Here is a 15,870-nt window from a genome sequence, read left to right on the forward strand (position 1 = left end):
CCGCCCCGCCGCGCTGGCGCCGACCCTCCGCCGACAAGCGCCGCGCCGCCAGAGAAGGGGGGAGCAGCGAAGTTGCCCGGGGGGTTGTCGTCATTTCTTGCCGACCGCGTTGGCCTTGTTGCGCGCTTCGAGCGTCTGGATCAGGCCGTCGACGCCCTTGGCGTTGATCTCCTGCGCGAACTGGCTGCGGTAGGTCTCGACCAGCCACACGCCGAGCACGTTGACGTTGTAGATCTTCCAGCCGGCGCCCTCGCCCGGCGTCTTCTCGAGGCGGTAGTCGAGCTGGATCGGATCGCCGCGACCGCGCACCTCGGTGCGCACCGTCACGTCCTTGTCGTCGGCGCCGGCGCGCACCGGGCGCACGACGATGGTCTGGTCGCTCACCTCGCTGAGCGCGCCGGCATAGGTGCGCACCAGCAGCAGCTTGAACTCGCCCTGCAGGCGCTGGCGCTGCTCCGGCGTGGCCTGGCGCCAGCCCGGGCCGACGGCCGAGGCGGTCATGCGCTCGAAGTTGATGTTCGGGATGACCTTGCTGTCGACCAGCGCGATGATGCGGTCGAGGTTGCCGGCCTTGACCGCACGGTCGGCCTTGATGGCATCGAGCACGTCGACCGAGACGCGCTTGATGAAGGCGTCGGGCGCCTCGTCGGCCGCATGCGAGGCCAGCGGCAGCGCCAGGCTGGCGGATGCGGCCAGCATCGCGGCGATGCGGCCCAGGCCGCGGCGGGTGAGGAAGGTGGCATGCATGTGTGGAATCCTTTCGTATGGTGTGCGGCGGGCTGCCCCGTGCGGTCAGCGGCGGCCGGCCCTGCGGTTTGGACCGTGCTTCATGATCCAGTGTTCCCAACGCACGACAGCGTGCTGCAACAGCATGCAACGCCGCCGATCGGCCATCGCGGTCAGGGCCTGGCGCCCGCGGCCGGCGCCGCGTCGGCGCCCGCCGGATCGTCATCGAGCGAACCGTCGTCGGCCTTCTGCGCGCTGGCGTTGCGCAGCTGCAGGTAGGCGTCGCGGGTGAACGAATACTTGTCGAGCGCGGCCTGCTCCAGCACCGAGCCGGCGCGCAGCAGGCCGGCGCGGGTGTCGACCAGGCGCAGCACATAGAGCGAGTTGCGCACCGGAACGTCGTGGACGTAGCTGAGCACGTCGCCCTTCCACTCCACCGGCAGCGCCGCGGTGTCGCGCACGGTGGACGGGCCCAGCAGCGGCAGCACCAGGTACGGGCCGGTGGGCACGCCGTAGCGGCCGAGGGTGAGGCCGAAGTCGGTCTTGTGGCGGTCGATCTCCAGTTCGCTGGCGATGTCGACCAGGCCGCCCAGGCCGAACAGCGTGTTGGTGCCGATGCGGATCAGCGTCTCGCCCGAGGCCTGGACCCTGAGCTGCAGCACGTTGTTGACCAGCGACCAGACGTCGCGCAGGTTGCCGAAGAAGTTGTTGACGCCGGTGCGCACGAACTGCGGCGTGATGTTCTGGTAGCCGATGGCCACCGGCCTGAGCACCGCGTTGTCGACGGCGTCGTTGAAGCGGGTCACGTCGCGGTTGAAGGGCTCGAACGGGTCGCGCGGATCGCCGCCGGGCGCCGTGGCGCAGCCGGCCACCAGGGCGAGCGCGGCCACGGCGGCGGCGCTGCGCGCGAGGAGGAGGAGCATGGGTTTCGTCGTCATTTGTTATTGCCCGTCTTGGTGTCGCCGCCGTCGCCAGAGGCCTTGCCGTAGAGGAACTGGCCGATCAGGTTTTCCAGCACGACGGCCGACTGCGTGGATGCGATGGTATCGCCGGCCACCAGGTTCTTGTCGTCGGCCCCGGCCTCGATGCCCACGTACTGCTCGCCGAGCAGGCCGCTGGTGAGGATCTTGACCGAGCTGTCCTTGGGGAAGGCGAAGCGCTGGTCGAGCGCCAGCGTCACGCTGGCCTGGAAACTCTTGTCGTCGAAAGCGATGCCGTCGACCCGGCCGACCACGACGCCGGCACTCTTGACCGCCGCCTGCGGCTTCAGGCCGCCGATGTTGTCGAACTTGGCCGTGACGCGGTAGCGCTGGGCGAAGCTCAGCGACAGCAGGTTGGCCGACTGCAGCGCGAGGAACAGGACGGCCGCCGCGCCGATCAGCACGAACAGGCCCACCCAGACGTCGTTCTTGGAACGTTGCATCGAAGAATCCTTATCTCTTTCAGACGCTGAACATCAGCGCCGTGAGGATGAAATCGAGGCCGAGCACGGCCAGCGATGCGACCACCACCGTGCGCGTGGTCGCGCGCGACACGCCCTCGGGCGTGGCCTGGGCCGTGTAGCCCTGGTGCAGCGCGACGAACGTGACGGTCACGCCGAAGACAAGGCTCTTGAGCACGCCGTTGCCGACGTCGGTCCAGACATCCACGCCGGTCTGCATCTGGCCCCAGAAGGCGCCCGCATCCAGGCGGAGCATGGCCACGCCGACGACCCAGGCGCCCAGGATGCCGAGCACGTTGAACACCGACGACAGCAGCGGCAGCGCGATCACGCCGCCCCAGAAGCGCGGCGCGAGGATGCGCTGCACCGGATCGACGGCCATCATCTCCATCGCGGAGAGCTGCTCGCCGGCCTTCATGAGGCCGATCTCGGCCGTCAGCGAGGTGCCGGCGCGGCCGGCGAACAGCAGCGCGGCGATCACCGGCCCCAGTTCGCGCGTGAGCGCGAGCGTGACGACGAGCCCCAGCGTGTCGGCCGACCCGAAGCGCATCAGGATGTAGTAGAGCTGCAGACCGAGCACGAAGCCGACGAACAGGCCCGAGACGCCGATGATCGCCAGCGAATAGTTGCCGAGGAAGTGGATCTGGTCGCGCACCAGGCCGAAGCGCCGCAGCGCCGGGCCGGTGAGCGCCACCAGGCGCCCGAACAGCCGCGCGGCCGCGCCGATGCCGGCGAGCTGGGAGCGGACGGCGAAGCCGACGTCGGCGGGTTGATACCAGGCCATCAGTGGAACGTGCTGAAGTCCTGCGCCGCGTCGGGCGCCGGATAGTGGAAATGCACCGGTCCCTCGGGCAGCGCGTTGACGAACTGGTGGACCAGCGGGTCGGTGCTCCCGCGCACCTCCGCCGGCGTTCCCTGGGCGGCGATGCCGCCGTTGGCCAGCACGACCACGTGGTCGGCGATGCGGAAGGTCTCGTCGAGGTCGTGCGACACGATCAGGCTGGTGAGCCCCATGGCCTCGCCGAGTTCGCGGATCAGCCGCGCCGTCGTGCCCAGCGAGATCGGGTCCAGCCCGGCGAAGGGTTCGTCGTACATCACGAGTTCGGGGTCGAGCGCGATGGCGCGGGCCAGGGCGACGCGGCGGGCCATGCCGCCGGAGACTTCGCTGGGCATCAGGTCGCGCGCGCCGCGCAGGCCGACGGCGCCGAGCTTCATCAGCACCACGTCGCGGATCAGCGCCTCGGGCAGGTCGGTGTGCTCGCGCAGCGGGAAGGCCACGTTGTCGAACACGGAGCGGTCGGTGAACAGCGCCCCGAACTGGAACAGCATGCCCATGCGCCGGCGCGCCGCGTAGAGCCCGTGCGCGTCGAATGCGCCCACGTCCCGGCCGTCGAACAGCACCTGGCCCTGCCGGGCGTGCTGCTGGCCGCCGATCAGGCGCAGCACCGTGGTCTTGCCGCCGCCGGAGGCGCCCATGAGCGCCGTGACCTTGCCGCGCGGCACGGCGAGCGACACATCGCGCAGCACCAGGCGGTCGCCATAGCCGAAGGAAACGTTGCGCAGTTCCGCGAGGAAAGGCTGCTGGGACATGCAGTCAGGAAAAGGAAGGGCGAAGAACGGAAGGAGGCTGGGATGGTGTGCAGGAAAAGAGGAGAACCACCACCCAAGGGCACGCGATGGTAACTCATACATACACTGATGAAGGTAAATGGGGGCATAGGCCGTGCGCCGGGGCCGCTACAGCAGCGTGCGCAGGAAGGCGCGGGCGCGCGGGTGCTGCGGATCGGCGAAGAATGCGGCGGCCGGCGCGACCTCGAGGATTTCGCCCTGGTCCATGAACACCACGCGGTGCGCCACCTCGCGGGCGAAGCCCATCTCGTGGGTGACGACCAGCATGGTCATGTGCTCCTCGGCCAGCGCGCGCATGGTGCGCAGCACCTCGCCGGTGAGTTCCGGGTCGAGCGCCGAGGTCGGCTCGTCGAACAGCATGATGTCCGGCTCCATCGCCAGCGCCCGGGCGATGGCCACGCGCTGCTTCTGGCCGCCGGACAGGCGCGCCGGGTAGCTGTCCTTCTTGGCCAGCAGGCCGACCTTGCCGAGCAGCGCCTCGGCGCGGGCCACGGCCTCCTCGCGCCTGAGGCCGCGCACCAGGATCGGCGCCTCGATCACGTTGCCCAGCACCGTGAGGTGCGGGAACAGGTTGAAGTGCTGGAACACCATGCCCATGCGCCGACAGATGCGGCGCACCTTCGCGTCGGGCGCGTAGACGGCGCGGCCGTCGGCACCGCCGCCGCTGGTGGCGAGCACGTCGCCCTCGATCGCGATGTGGCCGGCGTCGATCGTCTCCAGGTGGTTCAGGCAGCGCAAAAAGGTGCTCTTGCCCGAGCCCGACGGGCCGACCACCGCCACGACCTCGCCGCGCTGGAGCTGCAGCGACACGCCGCGCAGCACCGGCACCGCGCCGAACTGCTTGCGCAGGCCGCGCGCGTCGATCATCGGCACGGACGCCGCGGCCTCACTCGTCGTGCCTGGCATAGCGTTTCTCCAGCCGCTGGAAAGCCCAGGTGAGCACCAGCGTCATCGCGAGATAGAAGGCGGCGGCCACCACGAACGGCGTGGTGGAGAAGTCGCGCTGCACGATGCCGCGCGCGGCGCGCAGCAGGTCGTTGAGCGCGAGCACGTAGATCAGCGACGTGTCCTTGACCAGCGTGATCGTCTCGTTGCTCATCGGCGGCAGGATCCGGCGCACCATCTGCGGCAGCACGATGCGGCGCATGGTCTGGCCATAGGTCAGGCCGAGCACCCGGGCAGCCTCGTACTGGCCGCGGTCGATCGACTGGATGCCGGCGCGGAAGATCTCGGCGAAGTAGGCCGCGTAGTTCAGCGCGAAGGCCACGACTGCGGCCGGAAAGTCCGGCAGCCGCACGCCCACGACCGGCACGAACGGCAGCGCGAAGTAGATGAACAGCATCTGCAGCATCAGCGGCGTGCCGCGCATGAGCCAGATGTAGCCGTTGACCGCCAGGCTCAGCGTGCGGATGCGCGACGTGCGCGCCAGCGCCAGCACCAGCCCGAGCGGCACCGCCAGCGCCAGCGTGATGACGAAGAGCTTGAGCGTGACCGTCGCGCCCTGCGCGAGCGGCCCGAGAAGAGAGAGGACGTAATCCATACCCAGGAGGGTTACAGCCTGTAGCCAGCGATGATCACGGGTTGCAGCCCCATACCCTGCCAGTCAGCCGTTGTTATTTCACAATGTCCTTGCCGAACCACTGGTTGGCGATCTTGGCGGCCGTGCCGTCCTTCTTCAGGTCGGCCAGCGCCTGGTCGAGGCGGCCGAGCAGCACCGTGTCGTCCTTGCGCACGCCCACACCGTATTCCTCGGTGCCGAAGTTGTCGTCGAGCACGCGGTACTCGCCGGCCTTCCTCGCCACGTGGTAGCGGCCGACGACCTCGTCGACCACCACCGCGTCGAGGCGGCCGGCCGACAGGTCGAGCAGCGCGGTGATGTTGTCGCCGAAGGTCTTGAGTTCCTTGAAGCTCTGGGCCGTGGCCGCGTCCTTCTTGATCGCGTCGACCGCGCTGCTGCCGTCCTGCGCGCCGACGGTCTTGCCGGCCAGGTCGGCCTTGGACTGGATCGGCGAGGCGGCGGCCACCACGATGATCTGGTGGTTCTCCATGTAGGGCGCGGTGAAGGCGATGTTGGCCTTGCGCTCCTCGGTGATGGTCAGGCCGTTCCACAGCGCGTCCACGCGCTTGCCGGCGAGTTCGGCCTCCTTGGCGCTCCAGTCGATGGCCTTGAACTCCACTTCGGCGCCCAGGCGCCTGGCGGCCTCGCGGGCCAAGTCGATGTCGAAGCCGACGATCTCGTTCTTCGCGTCGCGGAAGCCCATCGGCGGGAAGTTGTCGTCGAGGCCGACGACGATCTTCAGCGGCGCCGGCGGGGCTTCGGCGGCGGCCTGCGGTGCGGGCTCCTGCCTGCCGCAGGCGGCGAGCAGGGCGGCCAGGGAAGCGGCGGCGAGGGCGGCGGTAAGGGTTCTGCGGTTCATGGCGTAGGCGGGTGCGGGAAGAGCAGGAAGACGGGCGACGCGCAGCGCGGCGCGGCGGCCAAACCCGCTATTGTCGCGCAGCCCGGCCGGCGGCGTACATTTGCTGCCCCTTCGTCACATGTGCTGCCGAACTCCGCGGGCGCCGGCCCATCCATAAGCCATGGACGTCGATCCGAACCGGGCCGCCCGCCGGCCCCGCACCGTGCCGCGGCACGCCCTGCCCTGGCGCGGCGCGCTGGCCGCGCTGCTGCTCGGCTTGGCGGCGTGCACGCATACTCCTCCATCCACCTCCCTGCAGCGCACATCAACCGGGCGCCCTGGCACCATACTCCCCACCACGGATATCGCCTGGCTGGACCGCACCGGCTACGGCGCCGACCCGGGCGCGGCGGCGCAGCTCGCGAGCGTCGGGCGCGCGGCGTTCCTCGATGCCCAGCTGAAGGCGCCGCCGGCCGACCCGCCGGCGCTGGCCCGCCAGATCGCCGCCCTGCCCGGCCTGGACCAGAGCGCCGAACAGCGCTGGCGCGCCGCGCGCGCCGAGCAGCAGCACATCAACAACGACCTGAAGGCCGACCCCGAGGCCCAGCGCCAGGCGCGCGACGCCTACAACCGCGCCGGCAACGACGCCATCGTGCAGGCGCAGCGCCGCCACCTGCTGCGCGCCCTGTATTCCACCGACCCGCTGCGCGAGCGCATGACCTGGTTCTGGATGAACCATTTCAGCGTCTACAGCGGCAAGGCCAACGTACGCTGGACGCTGGCCGACTACGAGGAACGCGCCGTGCGCCCACATGCGTTCGGCGCTTTTCGCGACCTCGTGCTGGCCACGCTGACCGCGCCGGCCATGCTCGAATTCCTCGACAACGCGCAGAGCGCGGCCGGCAGGGTCAACGAGAATTACGCGCGCGAGCTGATGGAGCTGCACACGCTGGGCGTCTCGGGCGGCCCGAGCGGCTCGCGCTACACGCAGCAGGACGTGCAGGAACTCGCCCGCATCCTGACCGGCGTGGGCCTCAACGCGAGCGGCCAGCCGCCGAAGCTGCCGCCCGCGCGCGCGGCGCTCTACCGGCGCGACGGCCTGTTCGAGTTCAACCCCGCGCGCCACGACTTCGGCGCCAAGACCTTCCTCGGCCACCGCATCGAGGGCAGCGGCTTCGGCGAGGTGCAGCAGGCGGTGGACATCCTCGTGCGCGATCCGGCCTGTGCGCGCTTCATCGCGCACAAGCTGGCGGTCTACTTCGTGGCCGACACGCCGCCGCCCGCGCTGGTGGACCGCATGGCGCAGACCTTCCAGCGCAGCGGCGGCGACATCGCCGCCGTGCTGCGCACGCTGTTCCTCGCGCCCGAGTTCGATGCGGCGCTGGCCACGCCCGAGGCCGGGCGGCTGAAGGACCCGATGCGCTACGTCGTCTCGTCGCTGCGGCTGGCCTATGGCGAGCGGCCCGTCGCCAACCTGCGGCCGGTCGCCAACTGGCTGCAGCAGCTCGGCGAGCCGCTCTATGGCCGCGTCTCGCCCGACGGCTATCCGCTCGCCGAGGGCGCCTGGGCCAGCTCGGGCCAGATGGTCAAGCGCTTCGAGATCGCGCGCGCCATCGGCAACGGCGGCGGCGGCCTGTTCAACGGCGACGACGGCAAGCCCGCCGCGCAGACGGGCTTTCCGCAGATCGCCAACCGCTTCTACTACGACCAGATCGAGCCGACGCTGGGCGCCGCCACGCGCGACGCGCTGGCGAAGGCGGCGAGCCAGGGCGAGTGGAACACCGTCCTGCTGTCGTCCCCCGAATGAATGAAGGAGTGAATGAAGGACCTCCCCCCCGAGCGGCTTTGCCGCTTCCCTCGTCTCTGGCTGCGCTTCGCTTGCCGGAAGGGGGCGACGCCAGCGCGGCGGGGCGGCCCTTGCGCGGGCGTCTGCCGGCCTGGGCCGCGCCAGTTTTAACGCCGCGCTTTCATGATGCAACACCTGGAGTGCTGATATGACCTTACTCGACCGCCGCCAATGGCTGCAACTCGCAGCCGCGGGCGCCTTCGCCGCGACCGCGCCGAGCGTCTTCGCCCAGGCCCAGATCGCCCCGGGCGCGGGCGACGCGCGCTTTTTGCTCGTCTTCCTGCGCGGTGCCTACGATGCGACCAACGTGCTCGTGCCCACGGGCAGCGACTTCTATTACGAGTCGCGCCCCACGATCGCCATCGCCCGGCCGCCCGCGGCCGGCGCGCCGGAAAACCCGCAGGCCGTCCTGGCGCTGCACGGCGCCGATGGCTGGGGCCTGCACCCGGCGCTCGGCCCCAGCGTGCTGCCGCTGTGGCAGGCGCGCCAGCTGGCCTTCATCCCGTTCGCCGGCACCGACGACCTCTCGCGCAGCCATTTCGAGACGCAGGACAGCGTCGAGGCCGGCCTGCCGCTGCCGGGCGAAGGCAGCGGCCCGCCGGCGGCGCTGCGCGGCAGCGGCTTCCTGAACCGGCTCGCGCGCGTGCTCGATGCCCGGGGCCAGCCCGTGGCCTTCACCGACGGCGTGCCGGCCGCGTTCGCCGGGCCGGTCAACGTGCCCAACGTCTCGCTCAAGGGCACGGCCCGCGCGCCGTTCGATGCGCGCCAGACCGGCCTGCTCGCGCAGATGTACCAGGGCACGCGCTACGCCCCGCTGATCGCCGAGGGCTTCGAGCTGCGCCGCACCGTGGCCGAGCAGGCCGCGGCGCAGCAGAAGCAGGCGTCCGCCCAGGCCGCCGGCATGGCACCCGACGCAGCGACGCGCCGCCAGGAAATGGAGGCCGCGAGCCGCCAGGCGATCTCCGCGCGCGGCTTCGAGCTGGAGGCGCGGCGCATGGCCGGCCTGCTGAAGGAGCGCTACAACCTCGGCTTCATCGACGTGGGCGGCTGGGACACCCACGTCAACCAGGGCGGCGCGCAGGGCCAGCTGGCCAGCCTGCTCGACAACCTGGGCCGCGGCCTCGCCGGCTTCGCGCAGGAGATGGGCCCCGCGTGGGACCGCACCGTCGTGGTCGTCGTCTCGGAGTTCGGCCGCACCTTCCGCGAGAACGGCACCCGCGGCACCGACCACGGCCACGGCAGCGTCTACTGGGTCGCCGGCGGCGCGGTGCGCGGCGGCCGGCTCGCGGGCGAGCAGGTGGCCGTCGGCCCCGCCACGCTGAACCAGAACCGCGACTGGCCGGTGAAGAACGAATACCGCGCGGTGCTCGGCGGCGTGTTCCAGCGCATCTACGGGCTGGACCGCGCCCGGCTGGCGCAGGTGTTCCCGGACGTGGCGCCGCGGGATATCGGACTGGTCTAGGCCAGCGGCGGCAGCAGGTCCAGCAGCAGCACCATCGCCAGGCCCACGAGCGCGACGATGGACTGGACCACCGAGATGGTCTTGGTCGCCTCGCCCATGTCCATGCCGAACGATTCCTTCACCAGCCAGAAGCCGGCATGGTTGGCATAGTTGAAGAACAGCGATCCGCAGCCGATGGACAGCGCCAGCAGCGGCTGGTTCACCGCCGTGCCCGAGGCGGCCAGCGGCGCCAGCAGCCCCGCCGCGCCCACGATGCCGACCGTCGCCGAGCCGGTGGACACCGACAGCAGCATCGAGATCAGCCAGCCCAGCAGCAGCGGCGACAGCGCCAGCTGGCGGCTCATGTGCACGATGGCGTCGCCGACGTGCGCATCGGTCAGCACCTGCTGGAACGCGCCGCCGCCGGCGATGATGAGCAGCACGTTGGCCACGGGCCTGACGCTCTGGCTCAGCGATTGGCGCACCGCCTCGGGCACGCCCGGCCGCAGCACGGCGATCGCGAACACCACGCCCAGCAGCATGGCGATGATCGGATCGCCGACGAAGGCGGCCGCATGCAGCACGGCCGACCCCTTGGCCAGCACGACCTCGGAGACCGCATGGAACAGCATCAGCAGGGCCGGCAGCAGCGCCGCGAGCAGCCCCAGGCCGATGCCGGGCGGCGCCTTGCGGCGGGCCGGCGCAGCGGTGGCGTCCGCCTGCGGCGCGTACTGGGCGATCAGCGCGTCGTCCGGCCGTACCCTCAGCCGCGGCGCGATGAACGCGCCATAGATCGGCCCGGCCAGCACGATGGCCGGCACCGCGGCGATGAAGCCGTAGAGCATGGTCGCGCCGACGCTAGTCTTGAGCGTGGCGATGGCCGTGAGCGGTCCGGGGTGCGGCGGCACCATGCCGTGCATGGCCGCCAGCGCGGCGATGACCGGCACGCCCACGTACACGTAGGGCGAGCCGGCGCCGGACTTCTCGGCCTCCAGCTTGCGCGCGACGCCGAAGATCAGCGGCAGCAGCACGACCAGCCCCACCTCGAAGAACATCGGAATGCCGATGATGAAGGCCACGCCGGTCATGGCCCAGGGCAGCGCCCTGCCGGATGCGCGGCTCACGATGGCGTCGGCCACGCTGTCGGTCACGCCGGAATCCGCCAGCAGCTTGCCGAGCATCGCACCCAGGGCGACCACCAGCCCGACCGCGCCGAGCGTCTTGCCGACGCCGCCCGAGACGGAATGCAGCAGGCGGTCCAGCGGCATGCCGGTGGCCAGGCCCGCCGCCAGCGACACCGCCAGCAGCGCCAGCAAGGGATGCAGCCGGAGCCGGGAGACGATCAGCCCGACCAGTCCGAGCACGCTGAGCAGCGCGATCACCAGCAGCTGGATATCGGTTGAATTCATGGATGCGGTGTGTCGTTGTGGGATACCGGCCGCCGACGATCCAGCGCCCGGCCGGGCTCCATGGTAGGAGAGTCCGGCCGGGCAGGCCGGCGGCGGGATATTCAGGCGCTCAGGCCACCCGGCCGTGCTCGGCCAGGAAGTCAAGCAGCGCCCGCACCCGCGACGGCAGCGGCCCGCCCTGCCCGACGTGCACCGCGTGAAAGCTCTCGCGATCGCCCGCGTTGAAGGCGTCGAGCACCGGCACCAGCCGGCCGGCGGCGATGTCCCTGCGCACGGTGAACGCGGCCAGCCGCACGAGCCCCAGGCCGGCCAGCGCGAGGCGGCGCAGCCCTTCGCCATCGCCGGCATGCGCCGGGCCGTTGACCGGCAGCGCCACCGTGGCGCCCGAGGCGTCGCGGAACGGCCAGCCTTCGCTGCCGCTGCGCGCATAGGCCAGGCCCAGGCGGCGGTGGCCGTCCAGGTCGGCCGGCGTGCGCGGCGTGCCGAAGCGCTCCAGGTAGGCCGGCGCGGCCACCACCGTGAAGGCCGTGTCGCCCAGGCCGCGCGCCACCAGGGTGGAGCTGCGCAGCGGGCCGGCGCGCACGACCACGTCGGTGCGCTCGGCCAGCAGGTCGATCACCGCGTCGGTCTGCACGATGTCCAGCGTGATGCAGGGATGGTCATCGAAGAACGCCGGCAGCAGCGGCGCCAGCACATGTGCCATGTACGAGGCGCTGGTGTTGAAGCGGATGTGCCCGGCCGGCGCGCCGCCACCGGCGGCCGTGCGCTCGGCCTCGGCGATGTCGGCCAGGATGCGCACGGCCCGTTCGTGGAAGGCCTGGCCCTCGGCCGTCAACAGCAGCTGGCGCGTCGAGCGATTCAGCAGCCGCGCGCCGAGCCGCGCCTCCAGCCGGCCGACCAGCTTGCTCACGGCCGAGGGCGTCATGCCCAGGCTGCGCGCGGCCGGCGAGAAGCCGCCCAGCGCCGCGACGCGGGCGAAGACCTCCATCTCGCCCGACCGGTTGATCTCGCTGCTGCTGCGTGCCATGGGGAGTGAATTGCGCTCACAGATGTTGTTCCGCCCGGCACTCTAGTGCGCCGCGGCGCCCCACCCTACCCTCGGGGGCATTGCATCGACTGGAAAGGAACAACCACATGGAATACCGACGCCTCGGCCACAGCGGCCTGCAGGTGCCGGCGCTGAGCTTCGGCGCCGGCACCTTCGGCGGCAGCGGGCCGCTCTTCAGCCACTGGGGCCAGTCGGACGCGCAGGAGGCGCGCCGGCTGGTGGACATCTGCCTCGACGCCGGCGTGACGCTGTTCGACACGGCCGACGTGTACTCGCAGGGCGCGTCCGAGAAGGTGCTGGGCGCGGCCATCCGCGGCCGGCGCGACCGCGTGCTGGTCTCCACCAAGACCGGCCTGCCGGTAGGCGACGGCCCCCACGACGCCGGCACCGGCCGCGCCCGCCTGCTGCGCGCGGTGGACGACGCGCTGCGCCGCCTGGGCACCGACTGGATCGACCTGCTGCAGCTCCATGCCTTCGACGCCGGCACGCCGGTGGAGGAAGTGCTGGCCACGCTCGACACGCTGGTGCGCGCAGGCAAGGTGCGCTACGTGGGCGTCTCCAACTTCGCCGGCTGGCAGCTCATGAAATCGCTGGCCACGGCCGACCGGCACGGCTGGCCGCGCTACGTGGCGCAGCAGGTCTACTACTCGCTGGTCGGCCGCGACTACGAATGGGAGCTGATGCCGCTGGGCCACGACCAGGGCGTGGCCGCGCTGGTCTGGAGCCCGCTGGGCTGGGGCCGGCTGACCGGCAGGATCCGCCGCGGCTCGCCGCCGCCGCCCGGCAGCCGCCTGCATGAGACCGCCGCTTTCGGCCCGCCGGTGGACGACGAGCACCTCTACGGCGTGGTCGACGCGCTCGACGCCGTGGCCGGGGAGACCGGCCGGACCGTGCCCCAGGTCGCGCTCAACTGGCTGCTGCGGCGGCCCACCGTGGCCTCGGTCATCATCGGCGCGCGCAACGAGACGCAGCTGCGCGACAACCTGGGCGCGGTGGGCTGGGCCCTGACCGCGGCACAGGTCGCGCGTCTCGACGCGGCAAGCGCGGTGGCCGCCGCCTATCCGTACTTCCCCTATCGGCGCCAGGAGGGTTTCGCGCGGCTTTCGCCGCCGCTCGTCTAGGCGGCACATGCCGACAAGCGCAGGCCGAAGGCGACCGTATGATTCGGCGCCATGCCTGCGCCGTATCCCATCCGCTCCTGGCTGCGTCGACGCAGCCTCGGCCTGCCGGCCTATGCCATCAACGGCATCGGCGTCACGCTCGGCGTGGCGGTGATCCAGGGCGTCACCAGCCTGCTGGGCGGCCCGGGCGCGGCGCTGCTGGCCGCCAGCGGCGCCGTCTGCACCAGCCTGGCGGACCTGCCCAATCCGCAGGCCCGCGCCCGGCTGCGGCTGGTGACGGCGGCGCTGGTGGCCTGCACCGTCAGCTTCGGCGTCGATGCGCTGCGGCCCTGGCCGCTGGCGCTGGGCGCGGCCGTCGTGGTGATCGCCTTTCTGTCCGCCATGGCGCTGGCCTGGGGGCAGCGCGCCGGGCCGGTGTCCTTCGTCGGCATCCTGGCCTTCATCTTCGCGATGGCCGCGCCGCCGCTGCACGGCCTGGCGCCGCTGCTGGAGCGTGTGGGCTGGACGGCGGTGGGCGCGGTGCTCTACGTGCTCTGGGCGCTGGCGGCCTCCACGCTGATGCAGCGGCGCTACCGCAGTTTGGCGCTGGCCTCGGTGCTGCAGGCCGTGGCCCGGCTGCTGCGCACGCGCGCGGCGCTGGTGGTGCGCGAGCCCCGTTCGGCCGGCGCCGCCAGCCCGCTGCAGGACTGGATCCAGGAGACCGCGGACTTCGACGAGAAGCTCCAGGTCGCGCGCGACCTGCTCTTCGCCGCGCCCGACAGCCCTGCCGCCCGGCGCCAGACCGCCCTGCTGCTGCTGCTGGCGATCGACCTGCGCGAGACCCTGCTGGTCAGCGAGCTGGACCGCGAGCTGGTCGGCTACGACGCCGCCGGCATGCGGGTGCGCGAGGCCATGGCCGCGCAGCTCGCGCAGACCGCCGACGTGTTCCGCCGCATGTACCACGCGCTGCGCTACGCCCAGCCCTGGGAGCCCCCGCGCCCCGGCGGCGCCGATCCGGTGCAGGCGCTGGCCGAGGCCGCTGCCCGCTTCGCCGAGGGCGACGCCCGGGCCGTGCTCGTCAGCCTGGTGCTGGAGCGCTCGCGCCACATGCGCGACGACCTGGCCCGCATGCAGGCGCTGATGCAGGGCGGCCCGGCCACGGTGCAGCTGGACCGCGCGCAGCTGCAGGCGTTCGTCTCGGTCGAAGGCTGGCCGTTGGCCGCGCTGAAGCGGCACACGACGCTGCGCTCGCCGATCCTGCGGCATGCGCTGCGCGCCGCCGTGGCGCTGGGCGCGGCCTACTTCATCGCGCTGGCCCTGCCCTGGGCCGCGCACCCGCAGTGGCTGGTGCTGAGCGTGGCCGTGGTGCTGCGCGGCACGCTGGAGCAGACCCTGGCGCGGCGCAACGCGCGCATCGCCGGCACGCTGATCGGCTGCGCCCTGGTGTTGCTGCTGGCGCAGGTGCACACGCCGCTCGTCACGACGGTGGTGTTCCTCGCCGCGGTCGGCACGGCGCATGCGTTCGCCGTGCGGCGCTACCTCGTCACCTCCATCGCCGCCACGCTGATGGCGCTGCTGCAGGCCCACCTGGCGGCGCCGGAGCACGGCTTCTCGGTGTCCGAGCGGCTGGCCGACACCCTCCTGGGCGCGGCGCTGGCCTGGGGCTTCAGCTACGTGCTGCCGTCGTGGGAGCGGCACGGCCTGGTGCGCGTAGTGGGCCGCCTGCGGCGCGCGCTGGGCGAGCTGGCCGCGCTGGTGGTGCAGCGCCCCGGGACCGGAAGCGACGTGCCGCTGCGGCTGGCCCGCCGCGAGGTCTACGACGCGCTCAACAGCCTGGCCGCCGCCGCCCAGCGCACCCGGGCCGAGCCCGCGCGCGTGCGCCTGCCGGCCTACACGCTCGCGGGCCTGCTGCTGCACAGCCAGGCCCTGCTGGCCCACCTGGCCGCCGTGCGCAGCCTGCTGGCGCGCCATGCCGAGGTGCTCGACGCCGACGGCGAGGCCACCGACGCGCTGCTGGCCGATGCGGCCGGCCGGCTCCAGGCGCTGCTGTCGCCGCCGCCGCGGCGGCTGGTCCAGAACGACGACACGCCAGCCGCGGCGATCCCGCTGCCGCCGCACCCGGCCGCGCAGTCGCCCACGCCCTGGCTGCATCGCCAGCTGGCGGTGCGCGAAGCCGCGCGGGTGGCGCAGTCCGCCTCGGCCGCCATCCACCACCGGCGCTGAGAGCGCGGGACACGGGGGACACGCGGGGCCGCTATGATTGCGGCCCTTTTTTGTCGCCGGGCCGCCCGAGACAAAAAGCGTCCCCTCGGGGGACCGGGCGAGCGCGCAGCGCTTGACCGATGGGTCTTCTTTTTTCGCCGGCCCGCCGCCTTTTTCCATGTCCACCTCCCTGATCTTGCCCCTGATTTACGGACACCTATCTAAGCGACATTGGCCAGCTCGTACTGCTCTGGGCTGAGGTAGCCCAGGGTCGAGTGCAGCCGGATCCGATTGTAGTCAACCTCAATGTAGTCAAACACATGAGCCTTGGCCTGCTCCCGTGTGGCGAGGTGTTCACCATGGATGGCCTCGACCTTCAGACTGTGGTTCCAACTCTCCATTGCTGCGTTGTCGTAGCAGTTGCCTCTGGCACTCATGCTGGCGATCAAAGCGTATTGCTCCAACAGGGCGCGGTGCTCGCGCGAGCAGTATTGGCTACCACGGCCAGTATGCACGATCACTCCCCGAGGCCGATTGCGAGCAAACAGCGCCATGCGCAGCGCGTCGCAAACCAGCGTAGCCGTCATGCGCTCAGACATCGACCAGCCCACAACCTTACGCGAATACAGGTC

15 protein-coding genes are annotated in these 15,870 nt (G+C 71.7%); 4 read left to right on the forward strand and 11 right to left on the reverse strand.

The annotated features are described in order from the left end of the window. Positions 1–90: 90 nt before the first annotated feature. From GAK38_RS14540 to GAK38_RS14575, 8 genes are all read right to left on the reverse strand, one after another. Complete coding sequence (locus GAK38_RS14540; protein ID WP_325345287.1) at positions 91–747, reverse strand: MlaC/ttg2D family ABC transporter substrate-binding protein; 657 nt, start codon at positions 745–747, stop codon at positions 91–93. Positions 748–899: 152 nt separating this feature from the next. Then, a complete protein-coding gene (locus GAK38_RS14545) occupies positions 900–1,649 on the reverse strand; it encodes an MlaA family lipoprotein (protein WP_325345289.1) in 750 nt (249 codons plus the stop codon). Between the two features lie 11 nt (positions 1,650–1,660). Continuing rightward, on the reverse strand, positions 1,661–2,149 hold the full coding sequence (gene mlaD / locus GAK38_RS14550) for an outer membrane lipid asymmetry maintenance protein MlaD (RefSeq protein WP_325345291.1): 489 nt from the start codon (positions 2,147–2,149) through the stop codon (positions 1,661–1,663). A gap of 19 nt (positions 2,150–2,168) precedes the next feature. After that, positions 2,169–2,951: a lipid asymmetry maintenance ABC transporter permease subunit MlaE gene (gene mlaE, locus GAK38_RS14555; protein ID WP_325345293.1), complete on the reverse strand. Its 783-nt coding sequence runs from the start codon at positions 2,949–2,951 to the stop codon at positions 2,169–2,171. Continuing rightward, positions 2,951–3,757, reverse strand: coding sequence for an ABC transporter ATP-binding protein (locus GAK38_RS14560; protein ID WP_325345295.1), 807 nt, complete (start codon positions 3,755–3,757; stop codon positions 2,951–2,953). The genes mlaE and GAK38_RS14560 overlap by 1 nt, the downstream gene beginning before the upstream one ends. A gap of 147 nt (positions 3,758–3,904) precedes the next feature. After that, a complete protein-coding gene (locus tag GAK38_RS14565; protein ID WP_325345297.1) occupies positions 3,905–4,702 on the reverse strand; it encodes an amino acid ABC transporter ATP-binding protein in 798 nt (265 codons plus the stop codon). Further along, the gene (locus GAK38_RS14570) at positions 4,683–5,336 is read right to left on the reverse strand and encodes an amino acid ABC transporter permease (RefSeq protein WP_325345299.1); all 654 of its coding nucleotides are present in this window, start codon (positions 5,334–5,336) and stop codon (positions 4,683–4,685) included. Before GAK38_RS14570 ends, GAK38_RS14565 begins: the two co-directional genes overlap by 20 nt. A 73-nt stretch (positions 5,337–5,409) precedes the next feature. Beyond that, entirely contained in the window at positions 5,410–6,213 is an 804-nt protein-coding gene (locus tag GAK38_RS14575) for an amino acid ABC transporter substrate-binding protein (protein WP_325345301.1), read from the reverse strand. Positions 6,214–6,373: 160 nt separating this feature from the next. Between GAK38_RS14575 and GAK38_RS14580 the strand changes: the two genes are divergently transcribed. Next, complete coding sequence (locus tag GAK38_RS14580; RefSeq protein ID WP_325345303.1) at positions 6,374–7,999, forward strand: DUF1800 domain-containing protein; 1,626 nt, start codon at positions 6,374–6,376, stop codon at positions 7,997–7,999. Between the two features lie 187 nt (positions 8,000–8,186). Continuing rightward, positions 8,187–9,500, forward strand: coding sequence for a DUF1501 domain-containing protein (locus tag GAK38_RS14585; RefSeq protein WP_325345305.1), 1,314 nt, complete (start codon positions 8,187–8,189; stop codon positions 9,498–9,500). Here GAK38_RS14585 and GAK38_RS14590 read toward each other — a convergent pair. Together GAK38_RS14590 and GAK38_RS14595 are read right to left on the reverse strand one after the other, a co-directional pair. After that, entirely contained in the window at positions 9,497–10,888 is a 1,392-nt protein-coding gene (locus GAK38_RS14590) for a GntP family permease (RefSeq protein ID WP_325345307.1), read from the reverse strand. The two genes, GAK38_RS14585 and GAK38_RS14590, sit on opposite strands and share 4 nt — an antisense overlap. Before the next feature lie 109 nt (positions 10,889–10,997). Next, a complete protein-coding gene (locus tag GAK38_RS14595; RefSeq protein WP_325345309.1) occupies positions 10,998–11,915 on the reverse strand; it encodes a LysR family transcriptional regulator in 918 nt (305 codons plus the stop codon). Positions 11,916–12,022: 107 nt separating this feature from the next. On the opposite strand from GAK38_RS14595, the gene GAK38_RS14600 reads away from it, so the two are divergent. Together GAK38_RS14600 and GAK38_RS14605 are read left to right on the forward strand one after the other, a co-directional pair. Beyond that, positions 12,023–13,057, forward strand: a complete 1,035-nt coding sequence (locus tag GAK38_RS14600) for an aldo/keto reductase (protein ID WP_325345311.1) — start codon at positions 12,023–12,025, stop codon at positions 13,055–13,057. A gap of 51 nt (positions 13,058–13,108) precedes the next feature. Then, on the forward strand, positions 13,109–15,259 hold the full coding sequence (locus GAK38_RS14605; protein ID WP_325345313.1) for an FUSC family protein: 2,151 nt from the start codon (positions 13,109–13,111) through the stop codon (positions 15,257–15,259). Positions 15,260–15,459: 200 nt separating this feature from the next. Here the strand turns inward: GAK38_RS14605 and GAK38_RS14610 are convergent. Continuing rightward, the coding region (locus GAK38_RS14610; protein ID WP_325343662.1) for an IS3 family transposase at positions 15,460–15,870 on the reverse strand (411 nt) is incomplete at its 5' end.

It is taken from the genome of Xylophilus sp. (assembly GCA_009914555.1).
GTDB lineage: Bacteria > Pseudomonadota > Gammaproteobacteria > Burkholderiales > Burkholderiaceae_C > WNDY01.

Excerpts from the sequence above, each read along its gene's own strand:
- GAK38_RS14540 (WP_325345287.1), bottom strand. The coding sequence starts at position 747 with ATGCATGCCACCTTCCTCACCCGCCGCGGCCTGGGCCGCATCGCCGCG.
- GAK38_RS14545 (WP_325345289.1), bottom strand. The coding sequence starts at position 1,649 with ATGCTCCTCCTCCTCGCGCGCAGCGCCGCCGCCGTGGCCGCGCTCGCC.
- mlaD (WP_325345291.1), bottom strand. The coding sequence starts at position 2,149 with ATGCAACGTTCCAAGAACGACGTCTGGGTGGGCCTGTTCGTGCTGATC.
- mlaE (WP_325345293.1), bottom strand. The coding sequence starts at position 2,951 with ATGGCCTGGTATCAACCCGCCGACGTCGGCTTCGCCGTCCGCTCCCAG.
- GAK38_RS14560 (WP_325345295.1), bottom strand. The coding sequence starts at position 3,757 with ATGTCCCAGCAGCCTTTCCTCGCGGAACTGCGCAACGTTTCCTTCGGC.
- GAK38_RS14565 (WP_325345297.1), bottom strand. The coding sequence starts at position 4,702 with ATGCCAGGCACGACGAGTGAGGCCGCGGCGTCCGTGCCGATGATCGAC.
- GAK38_RS14570 (WP_325345299.1), bottom strand. The coding sequence starts at position 5,336 with ATGGATTACGTCCTCTCTCTTCTCGGGCCGCTCGCGCAGGGCGCGACG.
- GAK38_RS14575 (WP_325345301.1), bottom strand. The coding sequence starts at position 6,213 with ATGAACCGCAGAACCCTTACCGCCGCCCTCGCCGCCGCTTCCCTGGCC.
- GAK38_RS14580 (WP_325345303.1), top strand. The coding sequence starts at position 6,374 with ATGGACGTCGATCCGAACCGGGCCGCCCGCCGGCCCCGCACCGTGCCG.
- GAK38_RS14585 (WP_325345305.1), top strand. The coding sequence starts at position 8,187 with ATGACCTTACTCGACCGCCGCCAATGGCTGCAACTCGCAGCCGCGGGC.
- GAK38_RS14590 (WP_325345307.1), bottom strand. The coding sequence starts at position 10,888 with ATGAATTCAACCGATATCCAGCTGCTGGTGATCGCGCTGCTCAGCGTG.
- GAK38_RS14595 (WP_325345309.1), bottom strand. The coding sequence starts at position 11,915 with ATGGCACGCAGCAGCAGCGAGATCAACCGGTCGGGCGAGATGGAGGTC.
- GAK38_RS14600 (WP_325345311.1), top strand. The coding sequence starts at position 12,023 with ATGGAATACCGACGCCTCGGCCACAGCGGCCTGCAGGTGCCGGCGCTG.
- GAK38_RS14605 (WP_325345313.1), top strand. The coding sequence starts at position 13,109 with ATGCCTGCGCCGTATCCCATCCGCTCCTGGCTGCGTCGACGCAGCCTC.